This is a genomic window from Neobacillus sp. PVCKKU3 (assembly GCF_058323225.1).
Map to the genome: position 1 here is coordinate 121859 of NZ_JBLVQN010000008.1, position 24316 is coordinate 146174.

Sequence of the window (24316 nt, forward strand, 5' to 3'; positions counted from 1 at the left end):
TTAACCAGTTTTCTCTCGTTATAATAGTTTTAAAACTGAGAAGAAAAAGGTGCAAGACACAAAATCCTACACCTATTTGCTCAATTTTTCCTTTTCTTCCTTGATGTCTTCCATTACATCGTCGGTAAGTTCACGAGTTGACTTTTTGAATTCTTTTAACGTTTGTCCAAAGGCACGGCCAATTTCCGGTAGTTTTTTCGGTCCAAAAATAATCAGTGCAAGTGTTAAAATAAGGATTAAACCCGGTACGCCAATATTAGAAAACATAATTTACAGCCCCTTTGAAATAAAGTAACCTCTTAAGATGATTATAGTATTGAATAATCATTTTGGGATAATTATTTGCAATAATTCATATTAAATTCACAATATCCACTAAAAATAACATAACTGTGATATTTCGCATTTAATATATCAACTCTATAAAAATTTAACAATAAGATCAATTGAAGTCAACGTTCTTTTTTTAGATGGAATTTTTAAAATATTTTGACAATTATTAGAATTTTGCATATAATTGGTACATTAAAACATATACTTTTGAAAAATTTAGTTTACAAAAAGGATGTGAGTGGGATGGAATTTTCTCTTTTTAGTTTTGACGGGGCCCTGCCAGTCGAGGTAACAATTGACGATGACAATGGAAGGTATACCATTCGGAAAAGTGATCGGAGCGGTGAATATTTTAACAGTCCAAAAGAATTAATTGCTTGGATTAAGGCACATTTCCATGAGGAAGAATTCTGCCATCCACACGAATTCCGAGGAATGTTAGCAAAACTATCAGAGTATGAATTAAATGGATATTAAAAGCATCAGCCGCAGCTGATGCTTTTTGTTTTTTAAACCACTCTTCGGTTATAAATTCTAAATTCATAATCATAGGGATTTTTTTCATCCTTTGTACCTTTTTCGGAGGAAACAAGTACCCAGTCATTCTCGTTGAATTCCGGAAAAAACGTGTCACCGGCAAATTCCTCATTAATAAAGGTAATGTAAAGACGATCGGCAAAAGGGAACGTCTCTTTAAAAATTTCTGCCCCGCCGATGACAAAAATTTCGCCATTTTGCTCTTTGCTATAGCGAACGAATTCATCAACGGAGGTAAAGACGGTACATTCCTCAGGCCGATATTCTGTTTGCCTGGTTATAATGATGTTCTCCCTTCCTGGAAGGACGCGGCCGATTGATTCATGTGTCTTACGCCCCATTGCAATCGGATGCCCCATGGTTACTCGCTTAAAGAATTTTAAATCCTCAGGCAGGTGCCATGGCAGCTGATTATTTTTGCCAATGACCCGGTTTTGGTCCATTGCGACAATAAAGGAAATCATACGCTGACGACTCCTTTGATATGCGGATGCGGGTCATAGTTTTCTAACGTAAAGTCCTCAAATTTGAAGAAAAAAATGTCCTTAACTTCCGGATTGATTTTTAATTGCGGCAATGGCCTCGGGTCTCTTTCCAACTGCAGTTTTACTTGCTCCAGATGATTTTGGTAGATATGAACATCCCCAAAAGTATGGACAAACTCACCTGGCTTTAAGCCGCAAACCTGAGCAATCATCATTGTCAGCATGGCATAGGAGGCAATATTGAAAGGCACTCCAAGGAACACATCGGCTGAGCGCTGATAAAGCTGGCAGGATAATTTTCCATCCGCCACATAAAATTGGAACATACAATGGCATGGAGGCAAAGCCATTTTATCAATTTCTGCCACGTTCCACGCATTGACAATTAATCTTCTGGAATTGGGATTCGTTTTAATTTGCTCGATTAACTCACTGATTTGGTCAACCGTTTGGCCGTCGGCGCCTGTCCAGGAACGCCATTGATGACCGTAAACTGGACCCAGCTCGCCGTTTTCATCGGCCCATTCATTCCAGATTCTAACTCCGTTATCCTGAAGGTATTTAACGTTTGTATCACCATTTAAAAACCATAAAAGTTCATAAATAATGGATTTTAGATGAAGTTTTTTAGTTGTCATAAGAGGAAAGCCTTCCTCTAAATTAAACCTCATTTGATAGCCGAATGTGCTGATCGTTCCGGTGCCTGTGCGGTCGCCCTTAACTGTTCCATGCTCAAGCACATGCTTGCATAGGTCTAGATATTGTTTCAAAATTTTACACTCCCTTAATCGCTGTTCATATTTTTTCATTTTACCATAAAAAGAGCAGACGGTTAAAAAAGGTTTTTGAAGAAATAGTATGTTTCCGGAGCTTTCCATTTTAATTGTGCTTTTGATTCGGAATTTAAGAAATACATCGAAAAGGCTTCAGCAAAATATTCTTCCGGGTATTCAAAATAGCTTTTGCCCGGGAACAATTGCTCGTGCTCGTTTTCCATCAGTGTTTTAAATTCCTTTGTTTGGCTTACATTATTTAAAATAATATGGTCGATGGAGTGCGCCATTTCATGCAGTTCCAGGTTGATGGAACCGTGTCCTTTGCCTTTATCACTAGCACCAATCTTGACCAAGACGACCTTCCCGCCGCCGATGCCAGGGACATCATCCCAAGTTGTATTCGCCGGATAGCCCCGTGGGATTTTTCCTTTTAGCTGCCTTGCTGTTGGATTATCGGTAAGCTTTTCGGTAAAAAGTTTTAGGTTAATACCATTTTGATATATTTTATTTAATATAGATTTCGGTAAGGAACCAAACCTGTTTATTATTTTTGCTGCCTCTTTTTCGTCAAAAGGCTGCGGCGGTAAAATAATAATTTGGTTAACATTATTAGGAGATATTTTAATAGATTCATAGAGCTGCGAATTTTTTGGAAAATCAGTGATCCGCATGCCATTAATCGAGGCTTTTGATGTCGTTACAGAAACTAAGGACAAGGTGATAATCAAAAAAAATATAACCCATTTACGCATGTTCATCCCTCATCTAGCAAGTATTTTACTAGGATTATAGCATGGAAATAGGTTTAAATATTTGTACATTTTAGGAAGGAAAAAATAGCCGCCAGGACATCCCCTGGCGGCTTCCTTTCATACTATACCTGCAGCCCGAAATTACGGCAAAGTGAAGCGAGTCCGCCTGCAAAGCCACTGCCTACGGCATTGAATTTCCAATCGCCATTATGGCGGTACAGCTCGCAAATGACGACAGCAGTTTCAACGGAAAAGTCTTCACCAAGATCAAACCTTAGGATTTCACGGGCTGTATCTTCATCGACAACACGGGCAAAGGCGTTGCTTACTTGACCAAAATTTTGATTTCGCATTTCAGCATCATGAATCGTTACAGTAATCGCAATGCGATGGACGTGGGCAGGTACCTTGCTGAAATCAATCTTTATTTGCTCATCATCGCCATCGCCTTCACCGGTTCGGTTGTCGCCTGTGTGCTCAACCGCCCCTGAAGGATCGGTTAAATTATTATAAAAGACAAAATCCATATCATTAGTGACCCGGCTGTTTGCATCCGTTAAGAATGCTGATGCATCCAAGTCAAAATCGTGGCCGCCATGATAGCGGTTCGTATCCCAGCCAAGGCCGATAATCACTTTGGTTAAGCCAGGATTGGTTTTTGTCAGATCAATTCTTTGACCTTTTGCTAAGTTAATTCCCACAAGTACCACCTCACAAAATTAGCTATAGGAACGAACAACTTCACTCAAGGAAGCAGCGTTGGTGCCGCTGCCGATAGCAGCAAACTTCCACTCATTCCCGTGGCGGTAGATTTCACCTGTTACTAAGCAAGTTCTGCCACTGTAGTCATCAGTCAAATTATAATGAATTAATTCTTGATGATTGCCCGGATTCACGACTCTAATAAAGGCATTGCGGATCATCCCAAAGTGCTGCTTCCGCTTCACGCAGTCATAAATATTTACCACGAAAACAAGCTTCTCAATATTCGAAGGGACCCTGCTTAAATCAATCATGACCTGCTCATCGTCGCCGTCTCCATCGCCAGTTAAATTGTCGCCGGAGTGCTGGACAGATCCGTCAGCGCTCTTTAAATTTCCAAAGTAAATAACATCTTTGTTATTCTGCAGGCGGTCACCCGCACCTAACATAATAACGGAAGCATCACAGTCAACATTCGGGGCACTGCCGCCGCCAAACAAAGAACCGAAGAAGCCGCCTCCTCCGCCGCTGCTTTGAACTGGATCCCAGCCCAATCCTACCACAATTTTAGTCAAACCAGGGTTGCCTTTTGTTAAGTCAACTCTTTGTCCTTTTTGTAAATTAATTGCCATGTCTATCACCTCATAAAATTTTAGTATTGCTGTTTTATTTTCTTAAAATTATCCTGCAGCTGCTCCAATCGTCTTGTGCCTTCCTGGCGCAGACGTCTATTTTCCTCTTCAATGGCCTTTGTTTCCTGCAGGCCTTTGAGAATGATATTCCAAGATTCTTCAATCGTTTCGATTTTAATGCTTGGGCCTCCTGCAAGCCTTGCAATATCGGCACTTTGCTGCGAAATATTCTGGGCGTTTCTGAGCAGCATCTCATTGGTACGTCGGTCAAGCTCGCTCATCGAATCAGCAACTAGCTTTTGCCTTTTGGCGGCCACTGCCTGGATTAAGCCATTTTTAAAAATCGGGATCGTGGTTACAAAAGCAGAATTGATTTTTCCAATTAATTTCGTATTTCCACGCTGCAGCATACGGATTTGCGGCGCCGTTTGCAGGGCAACCATTTTCGCCATTTCCAAATCGTAAATCCGCTGCTCCAATAATTCGATGGCATTCTTTAATGAATCCAGCTGCATGGAAGCAAGCTGATCACCAGAAGCAGCACGGGCTTCAAGCTGTGGCAACTGATTATTTTTTAAATCCTCAACCTTCAATTCGCCGGCAACCACATATTTCTCAAGCGTTAAATAATATTGGTAGTTTTGCTCGTACATGGACTCAAGCATGTTGGTGGAATCAACCATTTCAGAACGGTACTTGGATATTTCCACATACACCTTGTCAATTTCCGAGCCCATCGTCTGATATTTGCCAAACAGCTTTTCAACCACTTTTTCGCCCTTTTTAAAAAGTTTAGAGAACAAGCCTCCTGAGGACTTTTGAAAATCCTTCGGATCGAATTTATCCATAATGCGTCCAAGCTGTTTTAACAGTTCACCGGAATCCTCCACTTTAGTTGTCCGCATGTTGCTTAAGATTTGGTCAGAAAATCGGGAAATTTGCACGGCAGGTTCTTTTCCGAATTCAAGTACCTGAATTTGGTCGCGTTCGTCAATCGAACTAGCAAGGTTTTGGATTTCCGGTTCCTTGCGAAGGGCAAGCTTAATGTCTGAGACTTTTTTTTCCGTCAGCATGTCCTCTGCAGGCTGAGGGGTAACATCACTGGATGGATTTGGTGTTAAATTCATGCTTTAATCTCCCCTTAAATTTTTTAAAATGCCATGAAAAAGACCTTTTTTAAATAAAGACGGTTCTTTATATTCCATGTCAAAAACCATATCATCAAGCCAGTGGATATCGAAATTAATTGAATCAAGGTAATTTTCAATGTCATTATGTCCAGTTGGATTGTAAAGGATGATATCAATTCCAAATTGATTCAAGAGCAACAGTAAAACCGCATCGGACCGCGACAGCATCCCTGTTGTTTCATTATTAAAAATGATTAATTTTGGGACCTCCTGCGAGTAATCAAATTTCTCGATTAGCTGAATAATGTTCTTGGGCATAAACATCGCCTGAGTGAAGAGAAATACTTTCAGTTCCTCGATGCCTTCCATTGCCAAAGGCTTTAGATCCGGCTTTTCGCACAACTTTTTAACCGCTGCCGCGATTCCTTTTTGCAGCCCTGCCGGCAAAAAGGAATAAGGCCAGTAGTGAGCCTGCATTATTTTTTCCGGAACGACCAAACCATCTTTGCTGAGCGCGTTTCGATAATGAAACCGAAAATCACTAGTGCTAGGGATGGTCATTGGGAGCCTGCGGATAAGCAGCGTATTTTCCAATTGACTTAACGAATGAAGGCGGTCCCAATATTCTTTTCTGTTTTTGCTGACACCTTGTATTTTGGCAAAGAGTGACGGAATCTGAACTTTTCCATCCCTTACTTCAAAATCAGGGCGAATCATTGCCGCTTCTTTACTGAGAATGAATAGCTCATCATAAGTAGTTCGAAGCGTGATTGAAGAAGGAGTATAGTCCCTTAGCTGCCAAGGCTTGTAAAGACCTGACCCTTCCTGATTAAGAATGTTTTCAATTTCTTTGGAGGCCCGGTAAGCAACGGTTGCTTTTCGGGTCCGCTTTTCAGTAGGAAAGAGCTCGGCCGGAAGGTTTTGCTCAAATTGATGAGTAAAAACGGACTCCTTAAGCAGCCCTTCTAAAGCATTCTTGCCTTCTGGATGGAAAAAGATAATGTCACAGCCAAGCTGGATTAAATAAAATAGAAAATACTGATGACTCTTTTTGAAATCGCCATACCATAAAAACCTCGGCATTTCCCTTTGCGGGTCTGCTGCTTTGAGTGCCGGCCGAAGATGATTGATGGTCCATTTTACGATATCAACAAGAACACGCCTCAGGTCCGGATTTTTGATTCCTTCCCTTTCAAGGAAGTCAAATAATTCAAGGGTAGTAATCATTGCTTCCCGCAATTTCCGATGAATGACCGGGTCTTTTGATTTTAATAACAGCTGTTCCCCCTCCAAAAAAGCGGTGAAACGGTTAATCGACAGCTTTTGTTCCTGATTAATGTTAATCACCTTTTGGATGGATTGGAAGTGGGCATTGTTAATGGATTTATCGAGAGAATCGTCACTTAATAAGTGTAAATTTAAATCTGGCGTATGGACGTATTCGAAAAGCTGATTATAATATTCATCTGTGTCAAATGGTATTCCAAGGAAAATCCCGACAACTTGGCCGATTTGAATGGTCCCATTCTCGATTGAAAAATTGGGTCGCTCGGGCAGCATCTTTTGGAGCATGCCGAGCCAATTTTCATATGAAAGGGCTAAAGGCCGGGGATTTAAATGATTTAAAGGTGGATGCATCGAAAGTCCCTTCCTTTGAAGCAAAAGCTTTTATTCTTCGTTAGCAAATTATGTAAGATTCCCTCATCAATATCATCATAACACAGTTAGCAAAATGGTTCATTTGTTTATACGAATGAAGTCAATAAATGTTTCGTAATTGGACACAATTCTTGCGTTTTCACCTTTATCCTTGTCCCTACATATATTTGAATACTCACACTAAAGTAGGTGACTTCATGAGATCTTTATTTAAACGGCCGCATATAAACATGCTGCAGGAGGAACTGGAAACTGTAATGGAGGTCATGGCCTCAGACCTTTTTATATATCTTGATTTATTTGTATTCAGTTTAATTTTTACGCTCCTCCTAGGACCAGTGTTCCAATCCTTTGTCATATCCATTTTGTTCTTGGCTGGATCCTACGGAATATTTTCCAGTATTTACTTCATAATCAGCAGGTTTTCGGAGGGGGATAAAAACTAACCTTTAAGTAGTTTTAAAAATATCTGCAAAATTTCCTCACCGGCTTGGACCCCCGTTTGATTTGTAAAGGTAAGGCCCTCGGTATCGGACATTTTCGCCAGTTCACCATGCCCTGGAACAAGGCGGTGCTGGCAGATTTCAAGGAAATCCAAATCAAGGATGGAGTCGCCTGCCCCTGCAACCGCTTTCTTCTGTTCTCGGTGGCAAATAAATTCCAGGGCCGCACCTTTTCTAATCGCACTTGGTAAACAATAAAGCTTTCTCCCCTGCAGGGAAATTCTCCATCCGAGCTGGGCGGCCAATGCCCTTAACATTGCTATTTCATCGATGGTTGGGAAACAATCTAGAATATAGTAGAAAAATAGGTTTCCCACCTGCTTTAACCGCCCGTTTAGCTCAATCCCTTCTCTTCTTATAGTAGAACGTAATTCCTCTGGCACGGTAGACTCTTCATCAATCGCCTTGGAAATATGGTCGTCCCATTCTGGAAGTGGTTTCCCCTGATACATGATCACAGCACCATTTGTCGTAATTGCATAGGGAAGGTGAATGCTTTCATCAAAAATAACAAAACGCTTATATTGTTCTGTTGTTCTAGTTGTCACGGGGACAAAAAGGCTTGAACGCGAAAGTTCAGTAAGTACCTGATACGAAGGTTCCGTCATGTAGGCCATCCACATCCCGTCCCTTCGTTCAACCGGCTTTAATTCTATTATATTTGGACCGCCTAGTTCTTCAACCGCCCTTGTGGAGTAGATAATCGTCCGGTCTAGGTCAGATGCAAATATCATGGCTGGTTCCCCTTAACAGATTTAATGATGCCGCAGCAAAGATAATGAATATCCGGATACTCGATAACCTCGACTCCCTTTTCTTCAGCGAGCATTAGGATATGCTTAACAAATGGGCTTGTTTTGTCGCGCATTAATATTTTCCAAGGAACCCTTCTTAACAGCACCCTGGTGGTTTCTCCTACGCCAGGTTTAATATGATGGGTATTTTCAATCCCAAATTCGGCTTGGATTTTTTGGACAGCCTGCATCCCGAGAAAGTCAGCCGTAATATTCTCATTTAACCGTTGCACTGCGATACCGCTTGCTTGCTCCGAAATTCCGGCAAACTCGCCGTCAATAATGTCAATAAAGGTGTTGGACACGTCAGCATCCGTCAACTCTTTGTAAAATTTGGCACCATGAAAATCATTTTTTCCGATATAGGTATTATTTAGCACCGTCCGACTTACCAGCCCCGATACAGTTGAATTTAAACAAGCGCTGGGGATAAGAAAATCTTCCCTCGTCCCAAAAACGCTCGTACAATAGCCGGGATCAGCTAGGACGGCAAGCGTATCATCAAGCCTGATTCCATATTTTTCTTCAAATTGACGGCATGCCTTTGTCAACTCCAACGAAATAGCTCCCTTTCCTGTCCAGCCGTCGACAAATTGAATCCTTCCTTCAGGATGTTCACCCAAAATATAGGCAATCGCATTTTCATCAATGCCACGGTCGCGAATAATAGAAATACTGTAATGCGGCAGTGACACATTATAGCGTTTTTGGATATATCTTTTTATTAATATGCCGACAGGTGTTCCCGCCCTTGCCAAAGAAACCAGCACTGTATCTTTTCCTTTTAATGAAAAAATCTGCTCAGCAGCAACACCGATGCATAAGGCCACCTTATGTTTATATTCGTGTAATGTATTCCAAAACAGCTCTACATAGTCTTTAGGCGGTTGGTACTCAATCGGCAGAGATTCACTGTAATGGCCCCCTGTTTGAATTTTCAACTCCCTGTTTTCTGTAGAGTCCTCAAGCTTAATCTTGCTTAAATCCTTTAACAGAAATAAACAATCATCCGGACTGTAAGTACCAATCTCGGCAGGTTTACTTTTTGCTTGATACATGACCATCACCTCCTGCATCAGAGAAAAAGACAAGCTTTAGCGAAGGAATTTGCGTCTTTTGCAATTCCTTTAGAAATGGAAGAAGACTCTCAGAGTCTATTTCTCTTTCAAAAAAAACAAATAATTCATCGTAATGGCCAGGTGGGATATTATACACAAAATAAGGAATATCATGATCCTCCGGGTTAGGAAAAGCGACTCCGAATTTTGCTCCGTAACCATCCTGATTTTCAATATGTACGGGGCTTCTAGTTGTTGACTGAAAGGAAATACCGCTCCCCATTAAAGCGGAAATTCGCATCGGCACATACATAAATTCCCCTGTTCCAAGGCAAAGGGTTTTCTCTCCGGTTCTTAATTCCTTTAAAATCCCCGCTGCTTCTTCTGCTTTTTGCTGAAGCAAGCTATTTTCTTCCGCCGCTAAGCCAAAACGGCCCGTTTCCTTCAAATAGAAGGCATTACTTGTAAGATAAGGAGTTTTGCAAAAATGAGCAGATAGTGTTAATTTTTCAACAGACATCTCTTCATACTTCGATTCCATCTCATCGTTGGTCCCTTGTGTAATCTCCTTGAATTGCGATACCGACACCTCTCCAGTTAACAGACTTATCACATGAATGGTAATACCAAGTTCCTTTTCTAGGCGGGCAAAATCCCGACGGTTTTCGGGCGAGCGCCAATCCAGGATAGAAACCACGGTATACAGTTTCCTTGGAAAGCGGGCATGTATGGAGCGAATTATATTAAGTGCTGTTTTCCCTGTTGTTATTTCATCATCGACCAAGATAATTTCCCGGTCATTTTCCATCATTTCACGAGGAACATAGCATCGATGCGAGGTGGCATGGGAATGCTCTTCTTCAAAAGTGATGTCTGGATTCAGACCATCGATATTCTCCCTGGTAGTATGAAAAAAGTCCGCTTCCTTAAAACAATCAAAGAAAGCGTGCCCAAGGGCGGTCGCTGTTTCGGCAAAACCGATTATGACAGGATTGATAGTTTCAAAGATAAATGGGGCGGGAATATAATCCTCATTCTGAAGAAAAGCTCTTAGCATTTGCTCCTTTTCCACACAGTCTAATCCCTTCACAACCTCCATGAACCGGCTGCCTAACAGGGCTGCAGTTAATAAACTTCTTTTTGGTTTAACGGGAATATGCTTGCCTAGTACCTTGCTGACAAACAAAAACGACCGCTTCTTATTTATTCGTGCTGCCATTGTAAAGAGCTCTTCGGGCGGCAGCTCATAGGGATTTTCAGTAATGTTTATAGTAACCTCAATCGCATTAAGAATGGGAAATGTATACCTCTTTTTTGATAAGGTCAATGTTTGTGAATTCTTCATGTAACACCCCGTAAAGCCGTGATTTTAACATTATTTTTTCTGCCCAGTAGAGATGGGGCTTTATTTCATTCATTTTATTGGCAAAATCGCTTTTCATGACACCTATTTCCCCTGTGGCCGCTTTGATTATATTTGATGCATCAACATATTCCTCATAAGGGACAACATTTAGGGATTGAACAATTTTTATGTGTGATGGATGAATCACCGTTTTTCCGGATATTCCGTTGGCGATGTCCATTAGGGTTTCTCTCATCAGTCCATCGAGATTTTCTTCGATTAACCGCCTTCGCCAATGAAGCCCCTCATCCCCAAACCGCTCACGGAATGGAGTTTGCCTTAGCTGCGGTTTTAGCATTCTGTTTTTAGCGGAAAAATACTCCCAGACTGGACCAGAAACAACATACGGACTGTCAATGCGCCCGAAAATATTAATGATATCTGATATGCAATCTCTTAAAATCGCAATATCGTAAACCGTTGTATCCGGACTGCGGCGAATCCCGTACAGCCCACAGAAGTCAGTTGCGCCGATACGGATATTTAAAACAATTTCCTTGTATCGATCAACTATTTGTTTAATCCTTACCAACTCTTCCATCCTTGTTTCCTTATGTAAGACCCTGCCCGTTTCGAGAATCGGCATCGCATAAAAAGGATGTTCGTTGGTACGGATTTTCAGGACCTCATGTAACAGCTCTGCCCCGTTCTCCGAAGAAAATTTCGGAAGAACAACACCAGTTAATAGTTTTACAGCATCTTCCAGCCGCTCTTTAACCGTTTGCAGCTGTTTTAGATTTCGAACTCGCACAAACATCAATGGAAGCTCCTCGATACTAATAAACCCTTCGTTCAGTGCCCGGAATAATTTTTGCAGTTCATCAATCAGCAAACTCTCCGCACCAAAAACTCGGCTATCCCCTACAGCATCTTCGAGATCAATAACCACAGATGTTAAACCGGAAAGCTTTTTTGACAGGATTTCTTGATGAAAATCAGGGCGGTCCGCAGGCATGTACAAGGTTGCTCCCAGACCATAGGACAATAGCTCACGACCCGCATATTTATTAAATTCCTCAGGCCTTTTGTAGAAATACCGCATCAATTCATCTTCGTAAAAATATGTAAAAAAACGCATTTTTCACTCCTCTTTATCGTAAAAAATAAGGGAGACAACTCACGTCAGCTCCCTTTCTTTCATGCGAAAATTTTTTATTAATGATTTTCTGTGCTATTTTCCTTCTTTTTGTTCATAAAATGAACCACAAATGTAGCGGCAAACGTTACTAGCAAGATGATAAAGAAGGTGACATGTCCTACATCGATATGGAAGACTGATAGAAGCATTTTAATAGAAATTAATAGAATTAAAATATACGCGGTGGTTTCAAGCTCAGGAATTCGGTCAATTAGTGATAGGAATACACCGGCAACACCTCGCATCATTAACACCCCGAGAATTCCTCCCAATAAAAGAACCCATACCTCACCGCTGACACCGAAAGCGGCAAGAACACTGTCAACAGAGAAGGCAATGTCCATTAACTCAACTGCAGCAACGGTTCCCCAGAAGGTTCCAAAAAGACGAATGAGGAGTCCGCTTTGGTTCATGCCTTGTGCCTCTTCTTCCTCTGATTCAGCAGCTCTTCTCTTATCCATGAAGTATTTTATCGAGAGCCAGGCAAGATACCCCGCACCTAACACTTTTACCCACCAGAATTTGATGAGGTAAACGCCAATTCCAATCGCAATGAATCGAAATGCGTAAGCTCCAAGCAAACCGTAGAAAAGAGCCTTTTTGCGCTTTTCAGGCGGAAGATGCTTTACCATTACAGCTAAAACGAGGGCATTATCTGCTGAAAGCAGACCTTCAAGAATCACTAATGTACCAATAAGTCCCCATGCTACCGGGTCTGTTAAAACTTCACCCCACATTTCCCAATTAAAGAATTGGGCATACGTGTCTATAATTCCTTGCAATACTGCCATTAAAAAAATTCCCCCTGGATGTTCGCTATTTTTTGTTAAAAAGACCCAGCGAGCGCCGGGTCTCTGTTTTCTCTAATGAATTAACCAACCTGCAGGCCAAAATCAGTTGCCAGTGCTGCTAGCCCGCCTTGGTAGCCGCTGCCGATGGCACTGAATTTCCACTCGCCGCTGTGACGATACAATTCGCCAACAACAATCGCTGTTTCGATTGAGAAGTCTTCACCCAAATCATAGCGGATTAATTCTTGGCCGGTTTCTTCGTTGAAAATCCGTGCATATGCATTTGAAACCTGTCCAAAGTTCTGATTACGGCTTGCTGCATCATGGATAGTAATCGTAAAGGCAATCCGTTGAATGTTGGCTGGAACTGCCGATAAATTAATGTTTACTTGCTCATCATCGCCATCACCTGCACCGGTCCGGTTATCCCCAGTATGTACGACCGCACCACCCGCACCTTGCGGGTTATTGTAAAAAACAAAATCTGTTTCTGTTGTGACTTTTCCGTTTTCTCCTAATAAAAATACCGAAGAATCCAAATCAAAGTCATTACCGCCGTCATATTTATTGGTGTCCCATCCAAGTCCAACAACAACTTTTGATAAGCCGGGATTTGTTTTTGTTAAATCAACTTTTTGACCTTTTGATAAACTGATTGCCATTTTTCTTTCCTCCTAATTGGGTAATAGTTTATTTACGAGCGTTCCTTTAAAAAGGTTTCAATTTTACAATAAAAATTTTCAAACATATTAATTCATCCATTTTGGGGGTGTATTTTTATCCCAATAGATAGCTCCAAGGTTATGGTGGGTTTGGAAATTATCCTTAAAAGTATGATAGTGAAAATTGAACCAGTAACCGGACTGCGGCGGCAAATCCCTTCTCACATGGAATCGTAAAATATCTTTCCCTGTTTGGCTGTTTTTTATATGAAAAATCTTTTCGGAGTATCCTGCACCAGGTTCCTCTGTTATCACAAGATTCTTTAGGTCTTCCTCTGGAAATTGAAGAGCTGTTTGTTCAATCGCCATTTCCATGTTCGGCAAAATTAGGTCGCGGAATTCATTTTCGATGACGGGCTTGATTTTTTGCCCGAATTTTTGATAGGATTGGGTTTCTGCCTGCAGCATCATTTCTTGTATAAAGCGCTCTCTATTAAACTTTGTTTCTTCGAAATATCCTTGAGAATACCCATCCTCTCCCGTTTGTATTTCGAAAACATCTTGATCTTTTGGCGTCTCGGCATTGACAGCGTTCATTAACTGCGCAGGTGTGACGAGCCCAAAAGTTAAAATCGATATGAAAACAAAAAGTGATTTACGAACCCATTTATTCATCCTCGATTCACCTTGTTCCTGTAAAAAATATGTAATTTCTATTATTAAGTATACTGCTTTTTTCCAGAAATAGAAAAGCAGAATTATTTTTCAATAAAACCATAATGAAATTTTGCGGTTTGTCTTTTTATTACCTGAAATCCGTATTTTTCAAATCTCGAGCTTTGGTAATGGTCCTTTAAGACAACGCGATGCTTGGCCACTCGTATCGCCTCATTAATTGTTTCCATTCCCAGCTCTTCATAAATGGCAAACTGCCCTAAAGCCTTAATTCCCTCAGACTCTTTGATGCTTTCTTCAAACATTGGGTCAAAATAGACACAATCGACGGAGGCTTCTGCCTGCAGCTTTAAATAGTCATGGGCAGTAGAATTAATGACTGTGATTCTTTTCATTGCTTGGTTCATTTCAAGAATGCCGGAATCCCACGATTGGAGACCCGCCTTCACAACGTAGGCCAAAAATTTCTGCCCTTCTAGTCCCGTGACTTTTCCCTCACTTCCGACGAGAAGGCTTGCGACTATTGCATCTCCGGCCAATCCAAGAGTGCAATCTAAAACGTTCATCCCTTTTTCCAACTTGGCAGCATCGGCAAAAGGGTCATGCTCTCCTCTTAGGAGACGTTTAATGCGGAACATCGCGGAGTTTGGGTGAAAGAAAAAAGGCTCAGCAAATTCTGCCTTATGTAATTCCAGACGTTCTTTGCCTACTACAAGACAATCGCTGTTTGCTTCCTTTTGTAATTGGCTAATGGATTTTTTCCTGCGGGGGATATAGGGTGCATCCAAGAGCTTTGAAATCTGGATGGCTTCTTCTTTCTTAAGCTGATTCGTTCTGCCTGAAGTGGTAATAAACATGGTATTCCATCCTATTGTGTATTTAGTAGTAAAAAAGGACGGCTATCGCACGTCCTCTTAAAGTTTTTAGCAATGAGCTTCTAATGCCCCTAATATATTTTGCATTACGGTTTCCATCGGCATTCCTTCGATATCATGGCGCGGGATAAAATGGACTACTTTATTATCCTTTAATAACGCCATCGATGGTGATGACGGTTCGATCCCTTCGAAATACTCGCGCATCTTCGCTGTTGCTTCTTTATCTTGGCCTGCAAAAACGGTGACAAGTTGATCTGGTTTTTTCTCGCTGTTTAGAACTGCCTGTGTTGCTGCTGGGCGTGCTAATCCAGCGGCACAGCCGCAAACAGAATTCACCACGACAAGTGTTGTGCCTTTTGCGTTTTCCATAAATTTTTCAACATCTTCTGACGTTGTCAGTTCTGCAAAACCAGCGTTTGTTAACTCCTGCCGCATTGGTATGACCATTTGTCTCATATATTCTTCATAAGCATTTGACATATTATATAACCTCCATAAATTTTAGTATAAACAAATTTACTCTTCCGATTTTCTTGCTTCCGTCATTTGCTTCCAAACGGAGCCTTTTGCTTCTTCCCCGCCCTCAATTCGCTCAATTGCCATCCTGATTTGCATACTTACCTCGAATTCAGGGTCATTTTCAGCAGCCTTGAGAGCTGAAAGCGCCTTTTCATCTCCAACCTCGTAAAGGAACATCGCGGCCCGCCAGCGGACCAATTTGCTCGGGTCTTTCAAGGCTTCAAGCATTTCGTCCTGCGCTTCGGGGAAGCCGAGGTCCGATAAGCAATCGCCTGCTGTTCTTCGGACGGTTACGGTTTTATCCTTTAAAGCGCGGTATAACAGCGGCAATACTGCTTGGTCCTTAATCATTCCAAGATAAACAGTGGCAAGTCTGCGGATAGATGGCTTTTCATCAGAGAGTGCTTTTTCGAGCATTGGCAAATCCTCCAAATCCGGATCATCCATTTGCTCAAGTAGCTGGTAGCGGACCTGCCAATCAGGGTTACTCATGTCATCAGCCGTCACTTTACGGCGATTCGGCTTTGTTTTTTGCTCCGATTGAGTTTCTGCAGCTTGCGCTTTTTGGACAAGTTCTTCAAGGCGCAGCGTGGGATAAGCCGCGATTAGTTCCTCGACAACCTCCGGCCCAACCTGATCCATTTCACCATATCTAACTCCTTGATGATCCCATTTCCGCAGCAAAATATAATTATCCTCCGGAAGCTGGGCATTTTCCCGCGCTTTTAAAAAGTAGTCGGGCATTCCGAACCTTTTTTCAGAAGTGCCATCTGTCAGCTTAACTTGAAGCGGAATCCCCTTGAACATTTGAACTTCCACTTTGATTTCACCAAAATGATCGTTGATTGCTTTTGCAGTGTTTGCGATTTGGTCAGTATCTTCACCGAATGCCTGGCGGACCTTTGGCAGGAGTTCCTTCCAGTCATATTTAGCGTTGCGTTCAACAGCTAGGAAATCAGCCACATGATATACGCCCTTAATGCCCTCTATTTGGAGGACGGCTTGAATAACAGGGGGTGCATCCAGCGCTGTTTCCTTTTTATAATTATGGCTCTTGCCCATTGGAAGCTCATGGTCAAGAAGGATTTTCATCGTATTCGGACTTGGCGTCGGTTCAATTGACTTAATTTTCAACATACTCACCTTATTCATATGTTTTCTTTAACAAGTTTAACATAATGAGAGGAGTATATTCATGTAAGATGCCTAATAAATGGTTAGTTCTCATTTTCCATTTTTGTGGTGATTGTAGATATCCTTTGAAAATTTGTAGATATCAACTTTATTTTTGTAGATAAATTTCTAGAAATGTAGATATCACCAAAAAAATTGTAGATATCTGCCTAATTTTTGTAGATATATTTCCAAGTTACAAAAAAGAGCACGCAATAAGGCGTACTCTCACTCATTCTCAGCCAATTCAGCCAAATAGGACCATCTTTCGATTAAGTGCTCCAATTTTTCGTTCAACTCAGCTTCTTTTTTCATTAAATCCTGTAATCTTGAAAAATTGCTCCCAGCCGAAGCCATTTCCGCTGCCACTTCTTCAAGCCCAACTTCGGTTTTAGCAATTGCCTCATCAATCTCGGCCCACTCTTTTTTCTCCATATAGGTCATTTTCTTCTTTTTTTCCTTCTCAGGAGCCTTAACAGCTGGAGCAGCGGCAGGTGCTGCTTTCAAGGTATCTTGCATGGCTGTTTCTTTTTCCAAATATTCGCTATAATTTCCAAAAAAGAAATCAATCTTACCTTCCCCGCGCAGCACTAACAGTTGTTCAGCGACTTTATCAAGAAAATAACGGTCGTGGGAAACAGTAATCACGACACCAGGAAACTCCTCAAGGTAGTCTTCCAAGACCGTCAATGTCTGAGTATCAAGATCGTTGGTCGGCTCATCAAGCAGCAAGACATTCGGTGCTGTCATCAGGATTTTCAATAAATACAAACGGCGTTTCTCCCCGCCCGACAGCTTGCGAATTGGTGTCCCATGCGTATATGGAGGAAATAAAAAGCGCTCAAGCATTTGTGCCGCGGAAATCGTCTTCCCGTCTGATGTCTCGACGATTTGCGCTGTTTCCTTAATATATTCAATCATCCGCTTATTTTCATCCATATCCTCGCTTTCCTGGGTATAGTAGGCGATTTTCACAGTAGCACCCAGATTAAACTCTCCCTCATCAAGAGGGATGCGCTTAGCGAGGATATTTAATAATGTGGATTTACCAGTTCCGTTCCTACCGATAATGCCAATTCTGTCCCCCGGTTTGACAAGCAAATCAAAGCCGTTAAGGATTGCTTTTTGACCATACCGCTTGGATGCATCTTTTAGTTCAAATACCTGCTTACCTAAGCGACTGCCATTCAAAGAAATATCAAGCTTTTCACCTGACGACTTTCCGCTTGAGAGCTTTTCGTCAAGCTCTTCAAAACGCTGAATCCGCGCCTTTTGTTTAGTCGTCCTCGCCTTTGCCCCGCGCCGGATCCATTCCAGTTCTCGTCTGAACAGGTTCTTTCTTTTTTCAAATGTGGCCGCCTCATTTTCCTCGCGGATCGCTTTTGCCTCCAGAAAAGCGGCATAATTGCCTTTATAGCTGTATAAATTGCCGCCATCAAGCTCAAACATCCGATTGGTAACCCGATCCAAAAAGTAGCGGTCATGGGTGACGAGGAGGATGGAGCCCTTATATCTGCTCAAGTAATCCTCAAGCCACTTAACGCTATCAAAATCGAGGTGGTTTGTCGGTTCATCCAATATAAGCAAATCGGGTTCAGCGATTAATACCTGTGCCAACGCAACCCGTTTCTTCTGGCCCCCGGACAAACTGCCAACTCTTTGGGTAAAATCTTCAATGCCCAATTTTGTTAAGACCGACTTGGCATTTGTGCTTGCATCCCAGGCGTCCAAAGCATCCATCTGCTTCTGCAGACGGAAAAGTTCATCCTGAAGTTTCACATCATCTGGTGCAGCATTTAACTCCATAAGTATATTTTCATATTCCCTCATCAGCTTAAGGATTGGCGCATCCCCGTGAAAAACTTGTTCTAGTATAGTCCGGTCCATTTCAAAATCAGGCTGCTGCGACAGGTAAGCAATGGAATAATCTTTACCGGATATGATTTTTCCTTCATCAGGCACATCCAAACCTGCCACGATTTTTAACAATGAAGATTTTCCAGTTCCATTTACTCCAATCAGCCCGGCACGTTCTTTTTCGCCGATGGTAAACGAAATATTAGAAAATAATTGCTTTTCCCCGTATGTTTTTGAAACATTTTCGACTGTCAGCATTTTCATGATTGTTGACCATTCCATTCACGGTAAAATTGTTCTAAAAACGATTGCATCATTTGCTGCCTTGGCTCCGCCATTTGCATTGCCGTCTCGGTATTTAATAAATCTTTTAATTTTAATAATTTTTCATAGAAATGATGGATGCTCGTTGATTTTCCTCTTCGATATTCTTCCTGGCTCATTGTTTCCCTCACCATGATAGCCGGGTCATAGATGGACTGCCCTTTTTTGCCGCCGTAAGCAAAGGCTCTTGCAATACCTATCGCGCCGATGGCATCCAGCCGATCTGCATCCTGAACAATTTTTGCTTCCACCGATGAAAGCTTGCTACCATGACCGCCTTTATAGGAAATAGAAAAAATAATCTCCCTAATGTGATTTTTTTCAACATCCTTGAGGGGGATCGTCTCCATAAAGCTCTCAAGTTTCTGTTTCCCTGCTTCTTCGCTATAATTCAGCTTTTCATCAGGAATATCATGAAGCAAGGCAGCCATTTCTATGATAAATGGGGCGCCCTGCTGTTCCGCCTTGCTAATATGTATGGCATTCCGTCTGACGCGGTCCACATGGAACCAGTCATGACCGGTTGAATCCTCACCTAATTGATTACGGACAAATTCTTCCGTCTGCTCTATAATTTTGTCTATCAAATTTAGCACCTGCCTTTATCCTTGCTATTTTAACACGAATATCAGCCAAACAAGAAAAAATAACCCCGAAAAAGCGAGGTTATCTTTTTATAGCATTTTTATTTTAATCCATTAAACCAGCTGATGCCGAGTGTATTTTCCCCTGCATGGACACCGATGACGGCCCCTAATGGTGCATCAAGCACATTCAGTTCCGGATAGCGTGTTTGTATTTCCTGCCGCCAATCAACTGTATGCTCTTTATGCAGACCATACAATAAATACACTTCTTTAAAGTGATGCAATTCATAAGCCTGTTTAAAATATTCGAGAATTTTATCCTTGGCCTTTTTCTCGCTGCGGACTTTCTCCTTCACATACAAGGCTCCATTATCAAATGAAATCACTGGCTTGACGTTTAACATGCTGCCCAGAAAGAATTGCACGCCCGACATTCTGCCGCCGCGGTGAAGCTGCTCAAGACTTCCAACCAATACGTATGTTTCGTTTGTATCTCTTATTTCTTCCATTTGTTTGATGACGTGTTCGAGATTATGACCTTCCGCCAATAATTCCATTCCTTTTTTCATCAATGCCGACATTGGCAGAGTAAGAATATTTGAATCAAAAATTGTGACTGGGATATCCACGAGCTTTGATGCCTGCTCACTGGAAGATACTGTACCGCTCAGCTTCCCGGAAAGATGGACAGCGACAATTTGGTCATAATCTTTAGAGAGCCTTTCGAACACTTCCTGAAACGCCCCGACTGAAGGCTGGGATGTCTTTGGAGGGCTTTTAAGGTGCTTTAACTTCTCAAACAATTCATGTGAGGTCAAGTCAATCCCATCCGCAAATACCTCCCCGTCAAGAATAACGGATAATGGAACGCTAAATATATCAGGATGTTTTCTTAATTCTTCATCTAAATAAGCCGTGCTGTCAGTCACCCACGCCGTTTTAACCACGGTCATCTCCCCTTGATTAATAATTAGTACCTACTACTAATAGTAACTGTAATTCGGAATATTGTAAATAATTATAATGCCTAAAAAACAAACCGGCAAAATGCCGGCTTGTCATTAGCTAAGTAGTGCTTCGATATCTTTGGCAATTTCACTTGGCTTTACGTTCGGTGCAAAACGTTTTACAACATTTCCTTTTTGGTCAACAAGAAATTTCGTGAAGTTCCACTTGACTGTATTAAAACCAAAGATTCCCGGTGTCTGCTTTCTTATATAGACGAACAGCGGGTGAGCGTATACGCCATTTACATCGACCTTTGCAAACATCGGAAAGGTGACGCCGTAATTTAATTCACAAAAGGATTTAATATCTGCTTCCGTCCCAGGCTCCTGACTCATAAACTGATTGCAAGGAAACCCCAGAACCGAGAAACCCTTTTCTTTATACGCTTCATAAAGTCCTTGAAGCTCCCGATACTGAGGTGTAAAACCGCACTTGCTGGCAGTGTTGACAATGAGCAGAACCTTCCCATCAAATTGCTTTAGTGAAATTTCCTCTCCATCTATAGCTTTCGCCTTAAACTGATAGATTGACATCCAAATCTCCCCCTTTAGCTGCCACTTCCGTATTCCTCAAGTTGTTGTATAGTGGCAATCATAAATTCCGTCATCTCAGCAAAGTCCTCCATTTGCTCCTCTTTGACAATTCTCTCAAAGTCAATGGAAATGACTAAGCGGATATTTTTTGACTTTTCTAAAGGGTTATATTCAACAGACTGGGAGATTTTCCTTGTTTCCCCCCAAATATTTTGGAAAATTTTATATAATCCGTAAAAATCCCTTTGGTTTTCAGGGAGTTCGAGTGAAAATTGCAGCTTCACATAGCACCCGGCATTCTGCTCTGAAAGTGACTCTGGAAGGAGTTCCGCTGCTAAGTTGTTAAGCCTTGCTTCTAATTCCATTTTCGCATGTATCGGAAGCCTGCTTTCTCTTAAACCAAAGCTGATCGTAAACAATCGGGACATTTTCGCTAGATTAAGCCAATCATTGCGATCGGTTACAAGGATTTCACCGCTCATATCCAAATCATAAAGGGCGCCTTCGATTACGACCTTCATGTTATCAAAGGCTGTTGGATCAAACATACTGCGCTTCGACTCCTTTAGAATAGGCCTACCGCATTCCCATTTTCATCTACGTCCATATTCAAGGCCGCCGGTTTTTTCGGCAGGCCTGGCATCGTCATAACCTCACCGGTTAAAGCAACGATAAATCCTGCACCTATCGATGGTTTGAATTCCCTTACCGTAACGGTAAAATCTGATGGTCTGCCAAGCTTTGCCGGATCGTCCGATAGGGAATATTGCGTTTTCGCCATACAAACAGCTAAGTAGGACCAGCCATTTTTTTCAAAATCCTGCATTTGTTTTTTTGCTTTTGGGGAAAACTCGACATCTTTGCCGCCGTAAACCTTTTGGACGATAGTTCTTATCTTCTTATCAATCGGGTCTGCCATGTCATATAAAGGGTGGAAATTGTTCTTTTCCTTACTGATGACAGACAAAAGGGTCTCAGCCAGTTCAATTCCGCCTTCGCCTCCCTTTTCCCAAACCTCTGTCAAAGCGGCTGAGACGTTTTCCCGTTTGCACCATTCTAGCAGTGTCTGGATTTCAAGGTCGGTATCTGTGATAAATTTATTTACGGCGACAACTACCGGCAGCCCAAAGCTTTTAATCGTTTCAATATGTTTTTGCAAATTGGCAAAGCCAAGTGTCAGCGCCGGAATATTTTCCTCTGCTAAATCCTGCTTCGCCACACCGCCATGCATTTTTAAAGCCCGAATGGTAGCGACAATGACAACAGCCTCAGGTTTAATTCCGGCTATTCTCGATTTGATATGTAAAAACTTTTCCGCTCCCAAATCGGCCCCAAAACCCGCTTCCGTAACCACGTAATCAGCTAATTTTGCTGCAGTCAGTGTCGCGATCACACTGTTACACCCATGTGCGATATTCGCAAAAGGACCGCCGTGGACTAGGGCCGGCGTATGTTCAATGGTTTGGACAAGGTTGGGTTTTACCGCATCTTTTAATAATAAAGTCAATGCCCCTGAAACCCCTAAATCACCGACCGTTACCGGTTCCTTATTGTAATTGTAGGCGACTACCATTCTCGCTAACCGTGATTTCAAGTCTTTTATATCTGTTGCTAAACATAATACTGCCATGATTTCAGACGCAACTGTGATATCAAAGCCATCCTCCCTTGGCATGCCCTGAAGCGGTCCGCCAAGACCTACAATAACCTTCCGGAGGGCTCGGTCATTTAAATCTACCGCTCGTTTCCAAACAATTCTGCGCGGATCGATATTAAGCTCGTTCCCTTGCTGAAGGTGGTTATCAATAAACGCAGCAAGGGCGTTGTTTGCCGTCGTTATTGCATGAAGGTCGCCGGTAAAATGCAGGTTAATATCCTCCATTGGGAGAACTTGAGCATAGCCTCCTCCGGCAGCCCCTCCCTTAATGCCCATCGTCGGACCCAAGGACGGCTCCCGTATCGCAATCATCGTCTTTTTGCCAATCCGGTTAAAAGCATCACCCAATCCAACAGTGACCGTCGATTTCCCTTCTCCGGCAGGGGTTGGACTAATCGCCGTTACGAGAATAATTTTCCCGCTTTCTTTTGTTTTTAATTTGGCCAGTGCATCGGTAGACAGCTTTGCTTTATATTTGCCATACAGTTCAAGATCATCTTCTTCAAGCCCCAGCCTATTTGCAACATCTACAATCGGCAGCATTTTTGATCCTTGAGCAATTTCAATGTCCGATTTTACACTAATCTCCATTGCCAATTCAATCCCCCGCATTCTTTATATTTAAAAGTAACTACCTTTAAATTGTATCAAAAAGGCGTTTTCATTCCGACAGATAATTATGAACAAATTATTATCTTTTCTGTATTTAGAATAATGTTTATAATAGAATTATCAAATTTTAAAAATATTCATTGATTTCTTTTATTAACCATTGTATAAATGAATATAACTTTTTTAATTGTAAAGGGGATGGTCACTTGCCTATTAACATTCCGAAACTTCTTCCAGCCCGGGAAGTTTTAGACCAGGAAAACATTTTTATCATGGACGATGAACGGGCGACGAGCCAAGATATCCGGCCATTAAAGATTTTAATCCTAAATTTAATGCCAGAAAAAGAAAAAGCGGAAACGCAGCTGTTACGGCTATTGGGAAACTCTCCGCTCCAGGTTAATGTCAAATTTTTAAAAACATCCTCGTATGAATCCACTCATACTAGCAAGCAGCATTTAGAGATGTTTTACACTACCTTCTCTGAAGTTAAGAATCAAAAGTTTGATGGGATGATTATTACCGGCGCGCCTGTCGAGTTATTAGAATTCGAACAGGTTAAATATTGGTCGGAATTAACCGAAATCATGGATTGGACCAAAACTAATGTTACCTCGACACTACATATTTGCTGGGGAGCACAAGCCGCGCTTTTCCATCATTATGGAATTAGAAAATTCGAGCTTACACGGAAATGCTCGGGCATTTATTCCCATCGAATTTTTGAACAAAATGATATTTTATTACGGGGCTTTGATGATCAATTCTATGCACCGCACTCACGCTATACGGATGTTTCAATTGAGGCCATCAAAAGCAACCCTGAGTTAAAATTATTAGCTGCTTCCGAGGATGCAGGCGCATTATTAATCGCCTCAACAGACCGAAGGCATGTCATGATTACCGGTCATTTAGAATATGAATCTGATACATTAGCACAGGAATATGACAGAGACTTATCTAAGGGCCTCGAAATTCACATGCCGGAAAACTATTTTCCAAATAACGACCCAACCCAGCCGCCAATCAATCGCTGGCGCTCTCATGGCCATTTGTTCTTTTCCAACTGGCTCAATTATTATGTCTATCAGGAAACCCCATATTTTTGGGGATAAAAGCATCGGGATTTCCCGATG

Annotated in this window: 26 protein-coding genes; 2 read left to right on the forward strand and 24 right to left on the reverse strand. The window is 41.8% G+C overall.

Translation table 11 applies throughout. The features are described from left to right. Nucleotides 1-72: 72 nt before the first annotated feature. Nucleotides 73-267 carry a twin-arginine translocase TatA/TatE family subunit gene (locus ACNQGS_RS07810; RefSeq protein WP_213145112.1) on the reverse strand — a complete coding sequence of 65 codons (195 nt, stop codon included), beginning with the start codon at nucleotides 265-267 and terminating at the stop codon, nucleotides 73-75. 309 nt (nucleotides 268-576) lie between these two features. On the opposite strand from ACNQGS_RS07810, the gene ACNQGS_RS07815 reads away from it, so the two are divergent. Further along, on the forward strand, nucleotides 577-810 hold the full coding sequence (locus tag ACNQGS_RS07815) for a hypothetical protein (protein ID WP_213145111.1): 234 nt from the start codon (nucleotides 577-579) through the stop codon (nucleotides 808-810). Nucleotides 811-842: 32 nt separating this feature from the next. Here the strand turns inward: ACNQGS_RS07815 and ACNQGS_RS07820 are convergent, their stop codons facing one another. From ACNQGS_RS07820 to ACNQGS_RS07930, 23 genes are all read right to left on the reverse strand, one after another. Next, a complete protein-coding gene (locus tag ACNQGS_RS07820) occupies nucleotides 843-1334 on the reverse strand; it encodes a dihydrofolate reductase (protein ID WP_491486832.1) in 492 nt (163 codons plus the stop codon). Further along, nucleotides 1331-2125 (reverse strand): thymidylate synthase, encoded by a 795-nt coding sequence (locus ACNQGS_RS07825; protein ID WP_491486833.1) that lies wholly within the window; start codon nucleotides 2123-2125, stop codon nucleotides 1331-1333. The genes ACNQGS_RS07820 and ACNQGS_RS07825 overlap by 4 nt, the downstream gene beginning before the upstream one ends. 62 nt (nucleotides 2126-2187) lie before the next feature. Next, nucleotides 2188-2883 (reverse strand): anthrax toxin lethal factor-related metalloendopeptidase, encoded by a 696-nt coding sequence (locus ACNQGS_RS07830; protein ID WP_491486834.1) that lies wholly within the window; start codon nucleotides 2881-2883, stop codon nucleotides 2188-2190. Between the two features lie 122 nt (nucleotides 2884-3005). Beyond that, complete coding sequence (locus ACNQGS_RS07835; RefSeq protein WP_491486835.1) at nucleotides 3006-3584, reverse strand: TerD family protein; 579 nt, start codon at nucleotides 3582-3584, stop codon at nucleotides 3006-3008. Between the two features lie 18 nt (nucleotides 3585-3602). After that, nucleotides 3603-4217 (reverse strand): TerD family protein, encoded by a 615-nt coding sequence (locus tag ACNQGS_RS07840; RefSeq protein ID WP_423798876.1) that lies wholly within the window; start codon nucleotides 4215-4217, stop codon nucleotides 3603-3605. 20 nt (nucleotides 4218-4237) lie between these two features. Continuing rightward, entirely contained in the window at nucleotides 4238-5344 is a 1107-nt protein-coding gene (locus tag ACNQGS_RS07845; protein WP_491486836.1) for a toxic anion resistance protein, read from the reverse strand. Between the two features lie 3 nt (nucleotides 5345-5347). Further along, on the reverse strand, nucleotides 5348-6985 hold the full coding sequence (locus tag ACNQGS_RS07850; protein WP_491486837.1) for a YceG family protein: 1638 nt from the start codon (nucleotides 6983-6985) through the stop codon (nucleotides 5348-5350). A gap of 463 nt (nucleotides 6986-7448) precedes the next feature. After that, nucleotides 7449-8243 (reverse strand): HAD family hydrolase, encoded by a 795-nt coding sequence (locus ACNQGS_RS07855; RefSeq protein WP_491486838.1) that lies wholly within the window; start codon nucleotides 8241-8243, stop codon nucleotides 7449-7451. Continuing rightward, entirely contained in the window at nucleotides 8240-9361 is a 1122-nt protein-coding gene (locus ACNQGS_RS07860; RefSeq protein WP_491486839.1) for a cysteine protease StiP family protein, read from the reverse strand. The genes ACNQGS_RS07855 and ACNQGS_RS07860 overlap by 4 nt, the downstream gene beginning before the upstream one ends. After that, the gene (locus tag ACNQGS_RS07865; RefSeq protein ID WP_491486840.1) at nucleotides 9342-10706 is read right to left on the reverse strand and encodes a phosphoribosyltransferase family protein; all 1365 of its coding nucleotides are present in this window, start codon (nucleotides 10704-10706) and stop codon (nucleotides 9342-9344) included. Before ACNQGS_RS07865 ends, ACNQGS_RS07860 begins: the two co-directional genes overlap by 20 nt. After that, the gene (locus tag ACNQGS_RS07870) at nucleotides 10648-11844 is read right to left on the reverse strand and encodes an HpcH/HpaI aldolase/citrate lyase family protein (RefSeq protein ID WP_491486841.1); all 1197 of its coding nucleotides are present in this window, start codon (nucleotides 11842-11844) and stop codon (nucleotides 10648-10650) included. Before ACNQGS_RS07870 ends, ACNQGS_RS07865 begins: the two co-directional genes overlap by 59 nt. Before the next feature lie 77 nt (nucleotides 11845-11921). Next, nucleotides 11922-12695: a TerC family protein gene (locus ACNQGS_RS07875; RefSeq protein ID WP_491486842.1), complete on the reverse strand. Its 774-nt coding sequence runs from the start codon at nucleotides 12693-12695 to the stop codon at nucleotides 11922-11924. Nucleotides 12696-12775: 80 nt separating this feature from the next. Beyond that, nucleotides 12776-13357 (reverse strand): TerD family protein, encoded by a 582-nt coding sequence (locus tag ACNQGS_RS07880; protein WP_213145098.1) that lies wholly within the window; start codon nucleotides 13355-13357, stop codon nucleotides 12776-12778. Between the two features lie 87 nt (nucleotides 13358-13444). Continuing rightward, on the reverse strand, nucleotides 13445-14032 hold the full coding sequence (locus tag ACNQGS_RS07885) for a YpjP family protein (protein WP_491486843.1): 588 nt from the start codon (nucleotides 14030-14032) through the stop codon (nucleotides 13445-13447). An 83-nt stretch (nucleotides 14033-14115) separates the two neighbouring features. After that, nucleotides 14116-14889, reverse strand: coding sequence for a class I SAM-dependent methyltransferase (locus ACNQGS_RS07890; protein ID WP_491486844.1), 774 nt, complete (start codon nucleotides 14887-14889; stop codon nucleotides 14116-14118). Nucleotides 14890-14955: 66 nt separating this feature from the next. Continuing rightward, the gene (locus ACNQGS_RS07895) at nucleotides 14956-15390 is read right to left on the reverse strand and encodes a BrxA/BrxB family bacilliredoxin (protein ID WP_491486845.1); all 435 of its coding nucleotides are present in this window, start codon (nucleotides 15388-15390) and stop codon (nucleotides 14956-14958) included. A gap of 36 nt (nucleotides 15391-15426) precedes the next feature. After that, nucleotides 15427-16563 carry a conserved virulence factor C family protein gene (locus ACNQGS_RS07900; protein ID WP_491486857.1) on the reverse strand — a complete coding sequence of 379 codons (1137 nt, stop codon included), beginning with the start codon at nucleotides 16561-16563 and terminating at the stop codon, nucleotides 15427-15429. A gap of 267 nt (nucleotides 16564-16830) precedes the next feature. After that, nucleotides 16831-18723 (reverse strand): ABC-F family ATP-binding cassette domain-containing protein, encoded by a 1893-nt coding sequence (locus ACNQGS_RS07905; RefSeq protein ID WP_491486858.1) that lies wholly within the window; start codon nucleotides 18721-18723, stop codon nucleotides 16831-16833. Then, nucleotides 18720-19370, reverse strand: coding sequence for an HD domain-containing protein (locus ACNQGS_RS07910; RefSeq protein WP_491486846.1), 651 nt, complete (start codon nucleotides 19368-19370; stop codon nucleotides 18720-18722). Before ACNQGS_RS07910 ends, ACNQGS_RS07905 begins: the two co-directional genes overlap by 4 nt. Nucleotides 19371-19468: 98 nt before the next feature. Beyond that, on the reverse strand, nucleotides 19469-20317 hold the full coding sequence (locus ACNQGS_RS07915) for a DegV family protein (protein ID WP_491486847.1): 849 nt from the start codon (nucleotides 20315-20317) through the stop codon (nucleotides 19469-19471). A 114-nt stretch (nucleotides 20318-20431) separates the two neighbouring features. Continuing rightward, on the reverse strand, nucleotides 20432-20911 hold the full coding sequence (locus ACNQGS_RS07920; protein ID WP_491486848.1) for a glutathione peroxidase: 480 nt from the start codon (nucleotides 20909-20911) through the stop codon (nucleotides 20432-20434). 14 nt (nucleotides 20912-20925) lie between these two features. Next, nucleotides 20926-21459, reverse strand: coding sequence for a hypothetical protein (locus ACNQGS_RS07925; RefSeq protein WP_491486849.1), 534 nt, complete (start codon nucleotides 21457-21459; stop codon nucleotides 20926-20928). Between the two features lie 17 nt (nucleotides 21460-21476). Continuing rightward, nucleotides 21477-23159, reverse strand: a complete 1683-nt coding sequence (locus tag ACNQGS_RS07930) for a formate--tetrahydrofolate ligase (protein WP_491486850.1) — start codon at nucleotides 23157-23159, stop codon at nucleotides 21477-21479. Between the two features lie 227 nt (nucleotides 23160-23386). Between ACNQGS_RS07930 and metA the strand changes: the two genes are divergently transcribed. Further along, nucleotides 23387-24295 carry a homoserine O-acetyltransferase MetA gene (metA, locus tag ACNQGS_RS07935; protein WP_491486851.1) on the forward strand — a complete coding sequence of 303 codons (909 nt, stop codon included), beginning with the start codon at nucleotides 23387-23389 and terminating at the stop codon, nucleotides 24293-24295. Nucleotides 24296-24316 lie beyond the last annotated feature (21 nt).